Here is a 16737-nt window from a genome sequence, read left to right as displayed (position 1 = left end):
ATGCCCGAGAAACCGGCCAAGCAACGGCTGACCGAGGCCGCGTTCGCGCTGTTCGAGGAGCGCGGTTACGACCAGACGACGGTGGACGACATCACCGACCGCGCGGGAGTCGGGCGCAGCACGTTCTTCCGCGCCTTCCGGTCCAAAGAGGACGTGATCTTCCCGGACCACGAGGTGCTGCTGAGCGCGATCGAGGCCCGGCTCGCCGGATCCGACCCGCGCACCGCGACCGTCGCGGTCACCGAAGCCGCGCGGCTGGTGCTGCGGCATTACGTCGCGGAGGGCGACCTGGCGCTGGCGCGGTACCGGCTCACCCGCAGCGTGCCCGCGTTGCGCGCCCGGGAAATCGCGGGCACCCGGCAGTATCAGCGGCTGTTCCAGGAATTCGTCCACCGCTGGATGGGCGGCGGCGAAGACACCGCACTGCGCGCCGAACTCATGGCGGCGGCAGTGGTGACGGCGCACAACCACGTCCTCCGCCGATGGCTGCGCGGGCAGGCGGCGGACCCGGAGGCGGCCTTCGACGCCGCGATGGCGGACACGGTCGCGCTGTTCGGCAACACCGGCGAGACGGAGACGACGGTCGTCGCTTTCCGCACGGGCAAAGACCTTTCCGCGGTCCTGCCCGGCTTGCGCAAGCTGCTCGGCGACGAGGGCACGCTCGGCTGAGCGGCTACCAGGCCTCGTCGAACCGCACGCCTGCCTCGTACCAGTCCTCGTCGCTGACCGGGCGTTCCGGTTCCGCCGGAAGCTGGGGGTCGGCCGTGCGGTTGCGGAGGTAGTCGCCCTCGCCCTGCACGGCGGCAGCCCCGGGAGCACTCGCCGTTTGCCGAGGCCCGGACTTCCCTGCCGCAGCAGAATCGTCCGACGAGGCGGACGGCCTTGCTTCAACGGCCGGAGCGGGTCGTCGAGGAGCAGCCGCCGGGGCGACGTCCGGCGTGAACCCGGCCCGCCACTTCAGCCGGTCCATCACATAGCCACGGGTGCCGAGCGGAGCCAGCAGCGCCGCCGTGCGGTTCGCCGATTCCCGCTGCGCTTCGGCGTACGTGCGCAGCACCAGCGCGGCCAGCTCGTCCGGCGGCAGATTCCGCACTGTGCCGGACAGCTTCAGTCCAGTGAGGACACCGTCGGTGTTGACCGTGGCACTGACCGCGTTGCCGGGCGAGGACGCCTCGACCGACAACGCGGTCAGTGCCTGGACCAGTTCTTCCGGACCGGGCACGTCAGTCCAGTGTGGACGGAGACAGCGGCTGCGACACCGAGCCGTCCGGTGCGATGTCGACGTTGCGGTCCCGGACTCGCTTCTCGGTGCCCTTCGGGGTGTTCGAGGTCTCGAAGTTGGCCGGGTCGAACGAATCGCCGGGGCTCACGTCGGGCGGGTTCGGCACCGGCGGCAGGTTGACCGACTTCTCGTGGATCTTGTCCGCGAGCCGTCCCGCCGATTCCTGCATGTGCGAACGGATCTTGTCCACGCCGCTGAGGAAGCTCTCGAAGATGTCGTTCGCGTTGTCGCCCTCGACCTTCGCCGAGGCCTGCGCGGTCACCTCGGTGAGCCCGGCTCCCGCACCCGCCACCGCGGCCTGCGCTCCGACCGCGCTCATCGACAGCCCGCCCGCCGCGGCCGCGGCTCCCGCCGGGGTGGCGACCACGGCGAGCATCCCGACCAGCGCGCCGGTGAACGCCACCGCCGCCACCTTCGACCAGGAGATTTCGCCCTCTTTGGCCTTCGCCTTCTGGTATTTCTCCGCGGTCTCCCGGAACGTCAGCGCGAGCGAGCTGAGGTCGTCGCGCGCGGCCCACACTCCGTCGCGGCTGGCGACGAGGTCGCTCTCCACGACCGTGATCTCCGCGGCCAGGGCTTCGTAAGCCTCCGAAAGCCGGTCGAGGTAGGTCTTGACGTCCTCGGCCGCGTTTCCGCGCCACGAGCCCAGCAGTTCCTTCGCCCGCCGCAGTTCGGTGATCGACCCGCGGCTGAGGTTCTTCCACACCGGCTCGTACGAGTTGATCATCGCCTGCAGGCCGCCGCCGGTGTCCTTGAGGTCGGCCTCGGAGAACTCCCGGAAGACCTCGGCGACCTTGTCCTGGTAGGCGGCGAACAGCTCGTCCGTCATGGCGAAGCTGAAGAACTCCGCGTAGCGCAGGAATTCCAGCCCGTCGAGCGCGTCGTTCGCGCCCTTTTGCAGATCGTCGCTGATGCCTTCGAGCAGTTCGGCGCGCGGACGGCCTTGCCCGCCGCCGCTGAGCCCGAAGTAGTCCTCCTGCTCGCTCACGTCAGAGCACCTCCCCGCCCGCGCGCCGCACCGCGGACTGCGCGTCGGCGTCCGACGCCTCGTACAGCTCGGCCACGCGCTTGAGCGCTTCGCTCGCCTGATGCGTCGTGTAGGCAAGTTTCGCGAGTGCGTCCTCGACCTTCGCGCGGTGGTTCTCGTACGCCGCCGCGACCTTGGGCATGCCGAGCGATCCGCCGAACGCCGTGGTCGGGCCGCCGCCGAACGGGGTGATCGCGCCGATGATGGCAGCCGGGCTGACCGCGTCGGGCAGGTCCAGTTTGCGCACGCCGCCGCGCGCGGTGTCCGCGGCGTCCCCGGCGGCCGCGACGAACCCGCTCGCCTTGCGCAGGTCGTCGAGGTCGGTCTCGAAACCGATCATGAAACTACCCCCAGTCGTGTGAACCGTGACCCTATCGGGCGAACGGTATCCCTTCCGACTCATCGGACGACGAGGAGGTTCACGGCATTAACGTGACGGTGCTCACATACCGGACAGCGCTGTCCCGACGCTCAGTCCGAAGTGGACCCGACGGCGCTCCCGCGACGGCCGGCCCGGCGCGGGAACCACGGCACGATCGGCGAAACGCGCCGCTGGTAGTCCGCGTACTCCGGATAGCGGCTGAGGGTGATGCTCTCGGTGAAGATCGTCGAGCCGACGAACAGCGCCGTCAGCAGGACCGCACCGGCGATCGTCCAGGTGACCGCGCCCGCCGCGGAGACGCCGAACAGGAACACCAGCCACCACTGCGCTTGTTCGAAGAAGAAGTTGGGGTGCCGGGAAAACCGGAAGAGGCCGGTCCGCGCGAACCGGGGGTCGGGAGTCCGCCCGGCCGCCGTCTCGCGCTTCTTCCACTGGTGGAAGTTCCACTGCTGCTGGTCCGCGATCGTTTCGCCGGCGAGGCAGGCCACGAACGCGACGGCCAGCACGACATCGGCGGCGCCCAGCGGGGTCTGGTGGTCCAGCGCGGTCCACGCGGGAAGCGCGATGAGCAGCAGGATCGCGTTCTGGTAGAGCGTGATGAAGAAGAGGTTGAACAGCTGGAACTGCCACGGGGCCATCCGGCCGCGCAGCACCGCCCAGCGGTAGTCCTCGCCGCCGGGCGCGTAGCCGCCCTTGCGCGCGTAGTTGAACGTCAGCCGTGCGCCCCACAGGAACACGAGCGCGAACAGCAGGTTCAGCCTGGCGTCCGCGAACCCCGCGTGCCCGGCGAAGATCCCGGTGTAGGCGACCGGGACGACCGACCAGATCCGGTCCACCCAGGAGTACTCCCTGGTGAGCACCGACAGCAGCCAGCAGCCGGCGCACCCGCCCGCGAAAACCCAGAGGCACGCCTGGAACGCGTTCATGCCCGCGACTGTACTGCCGGAATCGCCGGTGCGAGGACCTACAATCCCCCGATGACGGCGAACCTGCCCCTGCGCGAGCGCAAGATCGACATCTTCTTCGCGGCGATCTTCTCCGTCTTCACGGTGACGTCGCTGATCAGCGACCTGCTGCCGACGATCGGCGTCGACTTCTCGCGTCCGACCGGCACCTTCTTCGTCGACTCCAACTACTGGTACGCCCACGACGCCGACCCGCTGTTCATGCACCCGCCGGACTGGATGCGGATCGTCACCGGGCTCTCCGCGTTCGTCTACCTCCCGTTCTACGTCGTGCTCGTCTGGTGCCTGGTCACGGGCCGCAACGGGATCCAGCTGTTCGCGGTGGTCTACGCGACGATGATCATCACCCTCACCGGGATCGTCGTGTTCGGCGTCGAGTTCTTCGGCGACCCGGCGACCCGCACCGGCAACCCGGGCAAGTTCCTCGCGTTCAACCTCCCCTACGTGCTGATTCCGTTGCTGCTGCTGGTGCGGATGCGGCGGCCGCGGCCGTTCGCCCGGCGGTTCTGACCACTGTGGACGGTCAGATGGCTCCAGTTCTGCGTTCCTGGCCTCAGTTTTCCTGCAGGACGGAAAGAATGTTCCCCGCCGGATCCTTGAACCACGCGATCAGCGGACCGCCGAGCCGGAAGATGCCCTTTTCGTCGACTCCTTCGAACGGTTCTAAGGAAACGCCTGCCGCGGCGAGGTCCGCGACCGCCTGGTCGATGTCGTCCACCGGGAAGTTGAGAATGGTGTACTCGGCCGGAACGTGCTTGTCGCCCTTCGGGTAGACGAGCACTTCGCGTCCTTCGGCAAGACGCAACCGCAGCATCCCCCAGTTCTCGGTGACCTCGATGCCGAGCGTCTCGGCGTAGAACTCGCGGGCGGCCGGGATGTCGTCCACGGAGAAACCGCTAAAGGCCCTGCTGGTGTCGAACACGGCTATGCTCCTTCTTCAGCTGACAGATGCACGGGGGACGTCGGAGCCGGAATGCCGAAGGCGACACCGGCGGCGAAGAATTTTCGAAGGGAGCCGTCGTGCGGTACCTGATCATGATCCACAGCAATCCGCGGTTCCGGGCGCTGTGGGAGGAGCTTCCGGACGAGAAGAAGGCGGAGTTCGGCCGGAGCCATCTCGCGCTCAGCAAGGCCCTCGAAGAGTCCGGCGAGCTGGTGCTCAGCGACGGGCTGGCCGATCCCGCCGAGGCCAAGTGCGTCACCGTGCGGGACGGCAAGGCGGTGGCGAGCGACGGGCCCTTCGCCGAGGTCAAGGAGCATCTGGTCGGGTTCTACCTGGTCGAATGCGAGAGCATGGAACGGGCGCTGGAGCACGCCGCGCGGGTGCCGGACGCCTTGTACGGCAAGGTCGAGGTCCGGCCGGTCCGCACCGTGAAAGAGCTGGGTCTCTGACTCCCCCGGCGGGCTTCGAACAGCTCCTGCGCGACCTCACGCCGCAGGTGCTCAGCGCTGTCTGCCGCCGGTTCGGCGACTTCACGCTTTGCGAGGACGCGGTGCAGGAAGCACTGCTGTCGGCCGCGGTGAAGTGGCCCGAGCAAGGTCTGCCGGACAATCCCAAGAGCTGGCTGATCACCGCGGCCGCGCGCAGGCGCATCGACATCGAACGCAGCGAATCCGCCCGCAGGCAGCGCGAGAACACGGCCGCCGCGCTGGCGGTGCCGCAGCCCGAGCTGGCACCGGCCGACGACGACACGCTCACCCTGCTGATGCTGTGCTGTCACCCCAAACTCAGCCGGTCGTCGCAGCTCGCGCTGACGTTGCGCGCAGTCGGCGGCCTCACGACCGCGGAAATCGGCCGGGCGCTGCTGGTTCCGGAGAAAACCGTGAGCCAGCGGATCAACCGGGCGAAGAAACGGCTCAGCGGGGCGCGGTTCCGGATGCCGCCGCCGGACGAACGGGCCGAGCGGATGGCCGCGGTGCTGCAGGTGCTGTACCTGATCTTCACCGAGGGGCACACGGCCAGCTCCGGGACCGCCGTCAACCGGGTCGAGCTGACCGCCGAGGCCATCCGGCTGACCCGGCAGCTGCACGCGCAGGTCCCCCACGACGGCGAGGTCGCCGGGTTGCTGGCGCTCATGCTGCTCAGCGACGCGCGCCGGCCCGCTCGGACCCGTCCGGACGGCACCGCCGTACCGCTGGCCGAACAGGACCGCACCCGCTGGGACGCCGCGGCGATCGCCGAAGGACTCGACCTGATCGGGAAGACCCTGGCCACCGCCCAGCTCGGGCCGTATCAGCTCGAGGCCGCGATCGCCGCGGTGCACGACGAGGCGGCCCGCGCCGAGGACACCGACTGGCCGCAGATCCTCGCCCTCTACGACCTGCTGCTCGCCCTCGCGCCGACTCCCGTCGCGGCGCTGAACCGGATCGTCCCGGTCGCGATGGTCCACGGCGCCCGCGAAGGATTGCGGCAGCTGGACGAGATCGCCGGGCTCAACGAGCATCACCGCGTCGACGTCGTGCGCGCGCACCTGCTCGATCTGGCGGGCGAGCCGGAGCAAGCCCGGGTCTATTACCGTTCAGCGGCACGGAAAACGCTGAGCATTCCCGAGCGGAAGTACCTGGAATCCCGTGCCGCCCAGCGGGAAAAGCCTTAGCCGGCCATCCGCGCCATCGAAGGTGGACGCAACGCGTCCGGGTTCGGCAACCGCATCGGCACGGTGTCCGCGTGGTACTCGAAATGCCACCATTCGTTGTCGTAACGGCGATACAGCCGGTACTCCGGCCCATGCCGCTCCAGCCACGCCGCGCCCTCGCTCGGCCGTACGTCGAGCGCCGTGCCGCGGACGTGCGCCGATTCGTGCGGCGGCAGCACGCGACGGCGAGCCGCGGTGACGGAACCGGTGCGGTGCACCTCTTCGGCGAACAACCGGTGCTGGTGGGCGGCGTCGCGGTGGCCGGAGGTGAGCCCGATGAGCTGACGGTGCCGCCAGAACGCCTCGGTGCGCGCCGCGGTGAAGGCCGCGCGGGCAGGTTCGCTGAGACCCGCGAGGTCCTCGGCCGGGTACCGGATCGCGAGCGCCCACTGGCAGGCCAGATACCGGCCGCGGCCGGGCGAACGCAGGAACGCCGCCGGGAGCAGGGCCACCGCCAGGAGGCGGGTGACGGCCGCGAGGACCCGGGGCCGGCGAAGCGACTCGATCATGAGGTTCACTTTCGAGCCCCGGTGTGCGCGCACTGCGCACGGAGTTTGACAGCTCGGTAACAGTTCCCCCGACGGCGCTGTTACCGAACGATGACACAGCTCGCACCGAGCGCGGATCCGGGCGAGGCAGGCTGGAGCCCGGTTGTCCGCTGTGGACTGTCCGGGCGGCCGGACGGGCGGGCTGCGATAGTGGGAGACATGCCGAGGGTGCTGCTGATCGAAGACGACCAGGCCGTGCGGGACGGCCTGCGGCTGGCCCTGACGTATCAGGGGCACACGGTCGACGCGGTGGAGACCGGCGAGGAAGGCCTCGCCCGGCTCGCCGGAGACCCGGCCGACGTCGTGGTCCTCGACCTCATGCTGCCCGGGATGGACGGGTTCGAGGTGTGCCGCCGCATCCGCGCGGCCGGCGACCTGCCGATCATCATGCTCACCGCGCGCAACGACGACATCGACGTGGTGGCCGGGCTCGAAGCCGGAGCCGACGACTACGTCGTGAAACCCGCGCAGGCCCGGGTGCTGGAGGCACGCATCCGCGCGGTGCTGCGCCGCACCAGCACCAGCGGCGAACCGCGCGGTCCAGGCGCGAAACCAGACCCGGAACGGCACGGCGACCTCACAATCGACCGCGAGGGTCTCGTGGTCAGCAAGCACGGCACCGTGATCGGGCTCGCGCCGACCGAACTGCGGCTGCTGCTGGAGTTGTCGTCGTCCCCCGGCCGCGTGCTCAGCCGCCAGCAACTGCTCGAATCCGTGTGGGACCAGGGCTATCTCGGCGATTCGCGGCTCGTCGACGCGTGCGTGCAGCGGCTGCGCGCCAAGATCGAGGACGACCCCGCGAAACCGGTGTACGTCCAGACCCTGCGCGGTTTCGGCTATCGCTTCGGGCCGCTGTGACCGGCTGGCGGCTGCGCGGCCTGCGCACCCGGCTGCTGGTGGCGTTCGCGCTGCTGAGCGTGTTCACCGCGCTGGCCGTCGCCGGGATCGGCTACGTGCGGGCCCGCGACGGGATCCTGCAGCGCACCCAGGACAACGCCGCGGTCGAGATGACCACCCAGCTCAAGCAGCTGTACCCGCTCCCCCGGCAGCCGGTGGACACGAGCACGCTGCAGGCCGCCGCCGAGCGGCTCGACGGCCGGAAGAGCTCCGCGCTGGTGACGAGCGGCGGCCACAGCGCGGGCGACATGCCCGCCTCGGCGATCACGCCGGAGCTGCGGCAGGTGGTGCGGTCCGGGCGGGTCGCGTGGCAGCGCGTGGACGTCGGCGGCGTGACGCAGCTGGTGCTGGGTGCGCAGTTGCTGATCTCGACCGGCGACCGGCGGAACCCGACGATCCCGTCCGGCATCGAGGTCTACGAGCTGCGCAGTCTCGACGCGGAAATCGACGCGGTGAACCGGCTCGCCCGGGACGCGTGGCTCGCCGGCGGGGCCGCGCTGGTGGTGGCGTTGGTCCTCGCCGTGCTGGCCGCCGGCAGCGTGCTGCGGCCGGTCGGCGAACTGCAGCGCGCGGCCCGTCGCCTCGGCGCGGGCGACCTCGACGCCCGGATCACCGTCCGCGGAAGCGACGAACTGGCCAGCGTCGCCGAGACGTTCAACGCGACCGCCGAGTCGCTGCAACGGCACGTCGGCGAACTGCGCCGGATGGAAGCCGACGCGCGGAGGTTCGTCGCTGACGTGTCGCACGAACTGCGCACGCCGCTGGCCGCGATGACCGCGGTGACCGACATGCTCGACGCCGAAGCGAAGCGGCTGCCGGACGCGGCGGGCGAGGCGGTGCGGCTGGTCAGCCAGGAAACGCACAACCTGACGCGGCTGGTGAACGACCTGATCGAGGTCACGCGGTTCGACTCCGGCACCGCGTCGCTCGAGGTGGACGACGTCGACGTCGCCGAGGCGGTCCGCGCGACGCTGCGGGCGCGGGGATTCGCGGTGGAAACCGATCTGCCGGACGGAATCCGGGCGCGGGTCGATCCGCGCCGGCTCGACGTGATCATGGCCAATCTCGTGGGGAACGCGCTGCGGCACGGCGCGGAACCGGTGACGGTCCGCTTGCGGGGCGACCAGGCGGGGATCACGCTCGCCGTCGAAGACTCCGGCCCCGGGCTGGACGAGGAGGTGCTTCCGCACGTGTTTTCCCGGTTCTACAAGGCGGACACCGCGCGCAGCCGGTCCGAGGGCAGCGGGCTCGGGCTCGCGATCGCCTGGGAGAACGCGCGCTTGCACCGCGGCGAACTGGTCGCGGGGAACCGGCCGGAGGGCGGTGCGGTGTTCACGTTGTGGCTGCCTCGGGAGGTGCGGCGATGAAGCGGTTGCTGGTGCTGCTCGCGGTGGTGGTGCTGGCGAGCGGCTGCGGGGTGCGGCCCAGCGGCGTGATCCCCGGCGAGAACGCGCCCAGCGGGCCGCCGAAGGGGAACGTCGGGAACACGGCGACGGTGTATTTCGTGCTGAACGGGAGGGTCGTGCCCGTAGTGCGCACCGGGGTCGGCGACGTGGCCGCGGATCGGGTCCGGGCGTTGGAGCAAGGCCCGGACGAGGACGAACGCGCAGCCGGGTACACGACGGAGCTTCCGCCGTCGTTCGAGCCGATCGCCATCGGGGTCAGCGACGCGGCGATCGGGGTCGATGTCCGGGAACTGTCGCCGAACGCGGTCGCGCAGCTCGTCTGCACGGTGATCGGGGCGGGCGGCGGCGGGCCGTCCGGGACGATCACGCTGTCCGGCGGGGGCCAGAAGCTGCCGCCCCGGGCTTGCGGCGGCTGACTCAGCCGCGCGGTTTCATCGCGGGCGCGAACACCACGGCCACCACGCACAACGCCAGCGGCAGCAGGAACGCGACGTTCAGCGGCACCCAGTGCGCCAGCCCGCCGATGATCGCCGGACCGGCCAGCAGCCCGACGTACCCCACGCCGACCACCCGCGCCATCAACGCCCCCGACGCGCGTTTGTCCAGGTTGCCCGCCGCGGTGAACAACTGCGGGACGCCACCGGAAAGCCCGAGCCCGAACAACGCCCAGCCGCACAACGACAACGGAACCCACGGCGCGAGCGACGCGATGGCCAGTCCCAGCGCGGCCAGCCCGCTCCCGTACCGCACCACGGCGACCGGACCGGCCAGCGCGGCGACTCGGTCGGTCGCGAATCGGCCGACTGTCATCGCCACCGCGAACGAGCCGTAGGCCAGGGCGGCGGTGCTTTCGGACGTCCCCAGCCCGTCTCGGAGGTACAGCGCGGCCCAGTCGTTCGCGACGCCCTCGGACAGCATCAGCGCGAAGGCCAGCAGGCCCAGCAACCACACCACGCGCGCCGGGATACGGGCCGGTTTGGCTTCCTCGGCGGTTTCTTCGGCGGCCTGCTCGGACGAGTCGAGCAGATACCGGCGCACCACAAGCGAAACCACGATGCACAGGATTCCCGTGCCGCCGAGCGACACGAGCGTCGGCACGCCCGCGCCCAGCACCGCCGCGCCGACGACCGCCGCGATCGCACCGCCGATCGACCACATCGCGTGGAAGGCCGCCATGATCGGCCGCGGATAGGCGCGTTCGACGACCACCGCGTGCGCGTTCATCGCGACGTCGAGGGAGCCGTTGAAGAATCCGAACGCCGCGAGCGCGAGCCCGAGCGTCCACCAGTTCGCCGCGAGTCCCGGCAGCACCACCGCGACCCCCACGAGCACCCCCGAGACGGACACGACCCGCGAATGCCCGAACCGGTCCGCGAGCGGCCCGGTGACCTGCATCCCGATCAGCGCCGAACCGCCGAGCACGAGCAGCAGCGCCCCGAGCTCGGTGTGCGAGACGCCGGTCGCGCGCTCGATCACCGGGATGTGCACCACCCACATGCCGACCGCGAACCCGCACAGGGCGAACACGAGCCAGGTGGCGACGCGCGCCGCGCGGGGCAGCACCGGAGGCGGGGAAAGCTCGGTCATCGGGCTCGGCTCCTCTTCGGGGGTCGGGTCCAGGCAGGAACACGGGTGCGGGCAGGCGGAATCGGGCTGGGGCATGATGGGCGGGTGGAAGCCGAACCGATCGCCGCCCCGTGAGCGAGGGCTATCTGAAAGGCAGAATCCGCCGGGACGACATCGTTTCGGCGGCCGCCGCGGTGTACGGCGAAGCCGGCTATCACGCGTCGTCGCTGCGGGAAATCGCCAAACGAGCCGGCATCACCCACGCCGGGCTGCTGTACCACTTCCCGACGAAAGAAGCGCTGCTCGCCGCGGTCCTGGAACGCCGAGACGCCGAGGACGCCGTCCGCGAGCAGTTGAACATCCCGCCCGGTCTGGACGTCCTGCGCCATTTCCTCGCGCTGGCCGAACACAACGTCCGCCACCGGGGCATCGTCGACCTGTACTCGCGCCTCGCCGCGGAAGCGATCTCGGAAGACCATCCCGCGCACGCCTACTTCGCCCGCCACTACCGCGAGGCCCGCGACAGCATCGCCCAGTCGTTCCGCGCGCTCGCCGAAACAGGCGAGCTGCGCCCCGGCGTAGACCCGGACTTGGCGGCACTCACCTTCATCGCACTGATGGACGGCCTCCAGGTCCAGTGGCTCACCACCCCCACGCAAGTAGACGTAATCGGTTCCCTCCGCCTCTCTCTGGAAACCCTCCTCACCGTCCCCCTGTTCCCGGAATAGGCAAAAACGCGCCCATTACGCCCAAATGGCGGCTTCCTCACCCGACTCCAACCGCCACCAACGCACCCAACAATCGAGGCACCCACGCCACCCCCGCACCCCGATACGAAGCCTCCCTGCGGTTCGGGGGTGCTTGTCAAGGCATCTTTCCCGCCTTGACAAGCACCCCCGAACCGTCAGCACACTCAGGCTTCGGGGTGCCCCACGCACACACCCACCTGCAATGTCGCCGCCAGGCGACGAGCCGAAACCCTCAGCACTCACAACGTCCGCGAAAACGGATCCCACCCCACCGGCAACGGCTCCCCCGCCCCCACCCGGCTGGCCACCTCAACCCCCACCCCCCGCGCCATCGACTCCTCAACCGCCACCATCACGTCCACCACGTGATAAGCCAACTCCCCCGAAGCCCGCTCCGGCACCCCCGCCCGAATGGCCCGGGCCAACTCCAGCACCCCCACCCCGCGCGACGCCGCATGCCCCACCGCGGCCACCTCCTCCGGCCCCTCGCCCCCAGCCAGATGCAGCACCGTGGAACCGTCGAACCGATTGGGATCCGGCAAGACCGCAGTCCCCAAAACCCCGGAAACCTCGACAAACCCCGTACGCCGCAACACGGAATCAAAGGTCAGCAAAACCTGCGCACTACCGCCGCGCACGAACTCGACCAACGCACTCACCGTAGTTGGCACGGTGACCGGAAACTCCGTCCCCGCCCGAGGCCCAGACCCGATCACCCGAGTCTCCCGCCCCCGCCCGCCAATCCCCGTCACCTTCCGGACGGCACCGAACACCTGCACCAGCTGCGTCAGGTAATACGGCCCGATATCCAGCAGCGGCCCGCCACCCTCTTGGAACAAAAACTCCGGCGCGGGATGCCACCCCTCCGGCCCGGGCGTCTGAAACAACGCCAACGCCGTACCAGGTTCTCCAATCCGCCCGTCCGCAAGCACACGAAGGGCAGTCTGCTGTCCAGCACCCAGCACGGTATCCGGCGCACCGGCCACCCGCACGCCCTTTTCCCGCGCCCGGTCAAGAAGCTTCCGCACGGTCTGCCGATCCAGCCCGATCGGCTTCTCCGTCCAGACGTGCTTCCCCGCCTCGACCGCCGCGAGACTGACCTCGACATGCACCGCGGGCACCGTCAGGTTCACGACGATCTCAACCTCCGGCAACGCGAGCAGATCCGCGAAGGACCCGCCCCACGGCACACCGTATTTCGCCGCCTGCCCCCGCGCCCGATCGACATCGAGATCAGCGACCCCGACAACCCGGATATCGGGAAACGCCGTCAAATTCTCCAAATACGTATCGCTGATAAACCCCGCCCCGACGACCCCGACCGCGACAGTCACTGCCGCGCCCCGGCGAGATACGCGAAACTCTCCGCAATACTCCCGAAAACATCCTCGTGCTGATCAAACTCCACTACCCGCAACGCATCCGGAGCCGCGGCGAGCACCGACGGCATCGGCATCCGCCCCTGCCCCGCGGGCACCTGCCCGGTTGCGTCGGTAGCCAACGACCCGTCCTTCACATGGATCGCGCACACCCGCTCGCCCAGCCGCCGCAGCAACGCGGGCGCGTCCTCGCCACCGGCGGTAGCCCAGTAAGCATCCACCTCGAGCACGATCTCCGGAGAGAGCCGATCAGCGAAAACCTCCAGCGCACTGCGCCCGGCAATCCGCGATTCCAGCTCCCACCAATGATTGTGGTACCCCACCCGGACCCCATAGCCCGCCGCGACCTCCGCCGCCGCGTTCAGCGCCGAGGCGGTCTCGGAGATGTCCGCCAAGCTCTGCCATCGCGGAGCCGGAACCAACGGTTCGACCACCACGCCGATCCCCAGCTCCCGAGCCGCGGCGAACACCGCGTCCTGGTCCTTCCCCGCCAACGCGGCATGCGCGGTAGGCGCACTCAGCCCGTGCGCCGCCAGCCCCGCCCCGAGCGCCTCGGCGTTCTCCACCACGCCGTACGGCTCCACCTGGCGGAACCCGATCGCGGCCAGCCTCCGCAGCGTCTCGTCCGGGTCAGCCGCGAACGCGTCGCGCACCGAGTACAGCTGCACCGAAGGTCCACCCATGCCAGCTCCCAGCGGTAGAGGGCTTTCGCCAATTTCTACCACCTGGTCAGAATTGACACCAGGACAGAACCGGACGGAAATCCGCGGCACGACTCAGCCGAGATCCTTGTGCCAGATCAGAAAATCGCACGGAGTGGCCAGCAGCGGAGCCAGCTCCGGATGCGGCCCGTCGATGGTCGAGGTCTCCACCACCCGGTAGCCGAGCCGGGTGTACCACTGCGCGAGGAAGTCCTTCGACGGATGCGTCCACTCGCGCGGGACCAGCAGTTCGAGCTGCATCCGCGTACAGCCTTGGGCCCGGCAGTGACTCTCCGCGAACCGGACCAGCTCCCGCCCGATCCCCGCGCCGCGCGCCTCCGGCGAGGCAGCGAGCAGACCGAACTCCCCGAGATCCTCGGCCAGCCGCTGGATCCGGACCGAACCCGCCACCGCCCCGTCGAGCCGGGCGACCGCGATTTCGCCCGCACGGACCAGTCCGGCCATCTCCCCGGCGTTGGTCCGATCGGCCGAACCGGCCCACAAACCCGCCTCGGCCTTGGCGTAGACGGTGTTCACCAGATCAGTCAGCGTGGCCACCAGCGCGGTGTCCTCGGCGGCGGACGGCGGCAGGAAAGCGATCTCCGGAGTCGTCACCTGCCCAGACTAACCACAGTCAGCTGGCGGCCGAACCGGAAACCGCGGGCCGCGCCTCGCCGAAGCCGCCGTAGCGACCCGCCTTCGCCCGTTTGCGCACCTCGTCGAAATGCCGGTGCACCGCGTGGGCGGCCGCCTCCGCGTCGCCGCTCACGAGCGCGTCCACGATCGCCTGGTGCCGTTTCGCGGTGGTCGTGGCCGACGACACCGGCCCGCCCATTTCGCCTTCCGCGGCCCGGTAGACGTCCCAGAACAACCCGGTCAGCTCGCGGGCCAGATCGAAACCCGCCTCGGCGCAGATGAGGTCGTGGAACTCGCGGTCGGCCACCGCCGCGTCCGGCCCCTTGCGGCGCATCCGGGCGACGCACGCCTGCAGTTGCCCGATCAGCTCCGGCCGGTGGTCCCGCGCGACGCGGCTGGTCAGCTCCGTTTCGATCATCTCGCGCACCTCGAGCAGGTCGCGCAGCCGTCCGGCGTCGGTGCTGCCGCGGCTGCGCGTGCGGAAGAGCAGCCACGTCTGCAGAGCCTCCGAGCCCGCCGAGCCGACGAACGTGCCGTAGCCGTGCCGGACCTCGACGATGCCGAGCGCCTGCAGCGCCTTGACCGCCTCCCGGATCGAATTCCGGCTGACGCCGAGGTCCTCGGCGAGGCTCAGCTCGGTCGGCATCGGCGCGCCGGTCGGCAGCTGCCGGTCGACGATCAGGTCGATGATCTGCTTGGTGATCTCTTCACTGCGTTGCGGGCGCGCCACACGTTTCTCCCGGATGTCTTTCTTGCACTGGCACGTCGCCATCGGAGGACATCCTACGTCATGACCGGCTTTCCCCGCTGCACCCGCGCGGGTGGGAACACACCCCTTGACCGAGGGCGGAACGGGACTTAGGGTTCCGGCAAGTCATAGGACGTCCCACGTCCTACTTCTCGACGCTTTCTGGGTGGAACACCGCATCAAGTCAGGAGACGCCATGTCCCGAACCGCCATGGGGACTTCGTTCAACCGGCGCGCACTGCTGCGCTACGCCGGCCTCGCCGGGGCTGCCGCAGCGGTGTCGTCGACGCTCGCCGCGTGCGGCGGTCCCGCGTCGACCAACAAGACCGGGAATTCGTCCGGTTCCGTCACCGCGGTGATCGGGTACGGCAACAACCAGACCTGGGATCCGCTGCAGACCGCGTCGGCGTTCGCGATGGCGGCCATCCTGCACAGCTACGAATCGCTCGTCGAGGGCGATCCGATCACCCGGGAACCGTTCCCCGGCCTGGCCAAGGCGCTGCCGGCGGACCTCAAGAGCACCAAGCTGCGCTTCGAACTGCGCGACGGAGCGAAGTGGCACGACGGGCAGCCGGTGACCGCCGACGACGTCGTGTTCACCTACGCCCGCGTGCTCGACCCGAAAGAAAACGTTCTCATCCACAGCTTCTTCTCGCAGTGGCTGGAGTCGGTCACCAAGGTCGACGCGAAGACGGTGGAATTCAGCCTGAAGTTCGCGTTCCCGTACGCGCTGCAGCGGATCCAGATCTGCAAGATCGTGCCCAAGCACGTGTTCGAGAACAACTGGAAGGCCGCCGCGGCGGGCAAGGTGGTCGGCTCCGGGCCGTACAAGATCACCGAGCAGGCCCCGCTGTCGCACACCTCGTTCGAGAAGTTCGCCGACTACAACGGCCCGCGCCCAGCCGCGTACGACAAGATGCTCTGGAAGTCCATTGTGGATTCCGCGCCTCGGGTCGCGGCGATCTCCGGGGCCAAGCCGGACGCGCAGATCGCGGAGAACATCCCGCCCGCCAACGCCGAGCAGCTGCGCAAGGCGGGCCGCACGGTCGAATTCGCCGACGGCGGCAACAACCTGTTCCTGCTCTTCAACACCAAGCACTCGCCGTTCGCCGACAAACGGGTGCGTCAGGCACTGCACTACGCGATCGACAAGAAGAAGATGATCGAGATCGGCCTGCGCGGCACCGGCACGGCGGGCACGTCGTTCATCAACCCGAAGCTGCCCGGTTCGCAGCCCGCGTCGCAGGACTTCGCCTACAACCCGGAAAAGGCGAAGCAGCTCCTCGCCGAAGCGGGCGTCAGCGGCTTGAAGATTTCGCTGTCCACTACGAACACTTCGCTGGTTCTCGACTGCGTCAAGGTGATCAAGGAGGGCTGGGACGCGATCGGCGTGCAGACCACTTTGGACTCCCAGGACACCAAGGCGCTGTTCTCCAAACTGGACAACGGCGACGACTTCCAGGTCGTGGCCACCACGAACAACCCGCTGCAGTTCGGCAATGACCCCGACCTGCTCATCCGCTATTACTACGACGCGCAATCGGTGCTCATGACGCGGTACGCGCGCTGGAGCGGCGACGACACCAACGCGTTGCTGGCGCTGCAGGACAAGGCCGCCGCGGAAACCGACGAGACCAAGCGCAACGGGCTGTACAAGCAACTGCTCGACCAGATTTCCGAGCAGGCGGTGATCTATCCGATCGTCTTCACGCAGATGGGCACCGCGTGGGACCCGAAGGCGATCAGCGGAGTCCGTGCCCAGGGCTACCCGGGCATCTATCTCAACCAGGCCAAACCGGTCTGACGGGAGGTCCG

20 protein-coding genes are annotated in these 16737 nt (G+C 69.5%); 9 read left to right on the top strand and 11 right to left on the bottom strand.

Annotated features, from left to right (window positions below):
* Positions 1 to 669, top strand: coding sequence for a TetR/AcrR family transcriptional regulator (locus ATK30_RS33740; RefSeq protein WP_101438827.1), 669 nt, complete (start codon positions 1 to 3; stop codon positions 667 to 669).
* A gap of 4 nt (positions 670 to 673) precedes the next feature.
* Here the strand turns inward: ATK30_RS33740 and ATK30_RS33735 are convergent, their stop codons facing one another.
* The 4 genes from ATK30_RS33735 to ATK30_RS33720 all read right to left on the bottom strand — a co-directional run bounded on the left by ATK30_RS33735 (position 674) and on the right by ATK30_RS33720 (position 3617).
* Positions 674 to 1222 carry a YbaB/EbfC family nucleoid-associated protein gene (locus tag ATK30_RS33735; protein WP_101438826.1) on the bottom strand — a complete coding sequence of 183 codons (549 nt, stop codon included), beginning with the start codon at positions 1220 to 1222 and terminating at the stop codon, positions 674 to 676.
* 1 nt (position 1223) lies between these two features.
* Positions 1224 to 2270, bottom strand: a complete 1047-nt coding sequence (locus tag ATK30_RS33730) for a hypothetical protein (protein ID WP_101438825.1) — start codon at positions 2268 to 2270, stop codon at positions 1224 to 1226.
* A 1-nt stretch (position 2271) separates the two neighbouring features.
* Positions 2272 to 2649, bottom strand: a complete 378-nt coding sequence (locus tag ATK30_RS33725; RefSeq protein ID WP_208637474.1) for a hypothetical protein — start codon at positions 2647 to 2649, stop codon at positions 2272 to 2274.
* A 131-nt stretch (positions 2650 to 2780) separates the two neighbouring features.
* Positions 2781 to 3617: a DUF1295 domain-containing protein gene (locus ATK30_RS33720; RefSeq protein WP_101438823.1), complete on the bottom strand. Its 837-nt coding sequence runs from the start codon at positions 3615 to 3617 to the stop codon at positions 2781 to 2783.
* A 51-nt stretch (positions 3618 to 3668) separates the two neighbouring features.
* On the opposite strand from ATK30_RS33720, the gene ATK30_RS33715 reads away from it, so the two are divergent.
* Positions 3669 to 4166 carry an EXPERA domain-containing protein gene (locus ATK30_RS33715; protein WP_101438822.1) on the top strand — a complete coding sequence of 166 codons (498 nt, stop codon included), beginning with the start codon at positions 3669 to 3671 and terminating at the stop codon, positions 4164 to 4166.
* A 43-nt stretch (positions 4167 to 4209) separates the two neighbouring features.
* On the opposite strand, the gene ATK30_RS33710 is transcribed toward ATK30_RS33715, so the two are convergent.
* Positions 4210 to 4578: a VOC family protein gene (locus tag ATK30_RS33710; protein ID WP_101438821.1), complete on the bottom strand. Its 369-nt coding sequence runs from the start codon at positions 4576 to 4578 to the stop codon at positions 4210 to 4212.
* A 98-nt stretch (positions 4579 to 4676) separates the two neighbouring features.
* Between ATK30_RS33710 and ATK30_RS33705 the strand changes: the two genes are divergently transcribed.
* Both ATK30_RS33705 and ATK30_RS33700 read left to right on the top strand, forming a co-directional pair.
* Entirely contained in the window at positions 4677 to 5048 is a 372-nt protein-coding gene (locus ATK30_RS33705; protein WP_101441209.1) for a YciI family protein, read from the top strand.
* Positions 5045 to 6253: a sigma-70 family RNA polymerase sigma factor gene (locus ATK30_RS33700; protein WP_101441208.1), complete on the top strand. Its 1209-nt coding sequence runs from the start codon at positions 5045 to 5047 to the stop codon at positions 6251 to 6253. The genes ATK30_RS33705 and ATK30_RS33700 overlap by 4 nt, the downstream gene beginning before the upstream one ends.
* On the opposite strand, the gene ATK30_RS33695 is transcribed toward ATK30_RS33700, so the two are convergent.
* Positions 6250 to 6801 (bottom strand): M15 family metallopeptidase domain-containing protein, encoded by a 552-nt coding sequence (locus ATK30_RS33695; protein WP_101441207.1) that lies wholly within the window; start codon positions 6799 to 6801, stop codon positions 6250 to 6252. The genes ATK30_RS33700 and ATK30_RS33695 overlap by 4 nt on opposite strands.
* Positions 6802 to 6999: 198 nt before the next feature.
* Between ATK30_RS33695 and ATK30_RS33690 the strand changes: the two genes are divergently transcribed.
* From ATK30_RS33690 to ATK30_RS33680, 3 genes are read left to right on the top strand one after another with little or no spacing between them, the layout of a single operon-like run.
* Positions 7000 to 7698 carry a response regulator transcription factor gene (locus tag ATK30_RS33690; RefSeq protein ID WP_101438820.1) on the top strand — a complete coding sequence of 233 codons (699 nt, stop codon included), beginning with the start codon at positions 7000 to 7002 and terminating at the stop codon, positions 7696 to 7698.
* Complete coding sequence (locus ATK30_RS33685; protein WP_101438819.1) at positions 7695 to 9104, top strand: sensor histidine kinase; 1410 nt, start codon at positions 7695 to 7697, stop codon at positions 9102 to 9104. The genes ATK30_RS33690 and ATK30_RS33685 overlap by 4 nt, the downstream gene beginning before the upstream one ends.
* Entirely contained in the window at positions 9101 to 9559 is a 459-nt protein-coding gene (locus ATK30_RS33680) for a hypothetical protein (RefSeq protein WP_208637472.1), read from the top strand. Before ATK30_RS33685 ends, ATK30_RS33680 begins: the two co-directional genes overlap by 4 nt.
* 1 nt (position 9560) lies before the next feature.
* On the opposite strand, the gene ATK30_RS33675 is transcribed toward ATK30_RS33680, so the two are convergent.
* Positions 9561 to 10730 carry an MFS transporter gene (locus ATK30_RS33675; protein WP_101438817.1) on the bottom strand — a complete coding sequence of 390 codons (1170 nt, stop codon included), beginning with the start codon at positions 10728 to 10730 and terminating at the stop codon, positions 9561 to 9563.
* A 110-nt stretch (positions 10731 to 10840) separates the two neighbouring features.
* Between ATK30_RS33675 and ATK30_RS33670 the strand changes: the two genes are divergently transcribed.
* Complete coding sequence (locus ATK30_RS33670) at positions 10841 to 11437, top strand: TetR/AcrR family transcriptional regulator (protein ID WP_101438816.1); 597 nt, start codon at positions 10841 to 10843, stop codon at positions 11435 to 11437.
* Positions 11438 to 11697: 260 nt separating this feature from the next.
* Here ATK30_RS33670 and ATK30_RS33665 read toward each other — a convergent pair whose 3' ends face one another.
* The 4 genes from ATK30_RS33665 to ATK30_RS33650 form a co-directional block, all read right to left on the bottom strand.
* A complete protein-coding gene (locus tag ATK30_RS33665) occupies positions 11698 to 12792 on the bottom strand; it encodes a Gfo/Idh/MocA family protein (protein WP_101438815.1) in 1095 nt (364 codons plus the stop codon).
* A complete protein-coding gene (locus ATK30_RS33660) occupies positions 12789 to 13520 on the bottom strand; it encodes a sugar phosphate isomerase/epimerase family protein (RefSeq protein ID WP_101438814.1) in 732 nt (243 codons plus the stop codon). The genes ATK30_RS33665 and ATK30_RS33660 overlap by 4 nt, the downstream gene beginning before the upstream one ends.
* A 93-nt stretch (positions 13521 to 13613) precedes the next feature.
* The gene (locus ATK30_RS33655) at positions 13614 to 14153 is read right to left on the bottom strand and encodes a GNAT family N-acetyltransferase (protein ID WP_101438813.1); all 540 of its coding nucleotides are present in this window, start codon (positions 14151 to 14153) and stop codon (positions 13614 to 13616) included.
* 19 nt (positions 14154 to 14172) lie between these two features.
* Positions 14173 to 14946 carry a FadR/GntR family transcriptional regulator gene (locus ATK30_RS33650; RefSeq protein WP_244194805.1) on the bottom strand — a complete coding sequence of 258 codons (774 nt, stop codon included), beginning with the start codon at positions 14944 to 14946 and terminating at the stop codon, positions 14173 to 14175.
* A gap of 172 nt (positions 14947 to 15118) precedes the next feature.
* Here ATK30_RS33650 and ATK30_RS33645 point away from each other — a divergent pair, with 172 nt between their 5' ends.
* Positions 15119 to 16726 carry an ABC transporter substrate-binding protein gene (locus tag ATK30_RS33645; RefSeq protein ID WP_101438812.1) on the top strand — a complete coding sequence of 536 codons (1608 nt, stop codon included), beginning with the start codon at positions 15119 to 15121 and terminating at the stop codon, positions 16724 to 16726.
* The last annotated feature ends 11 nt before the right edge of the window (positions 16727 to 16737 follow it).

The sequence above is a fragment of the Amycolatopsis echigonensis genome, from assembly GCF_002846615.1.
In the GTDB taxonomy this organism is placed as follows: domain Bacteria; phylum Actinomycetota; class Actinomycetes; order Mycobacteriales; family Pseudonocardiaceae; genus Amycolatopsis; species Amycolatopsis echigonensis.
This window is presented reverse-complemented; position numbering and strand designations above follow the sequence as displayed.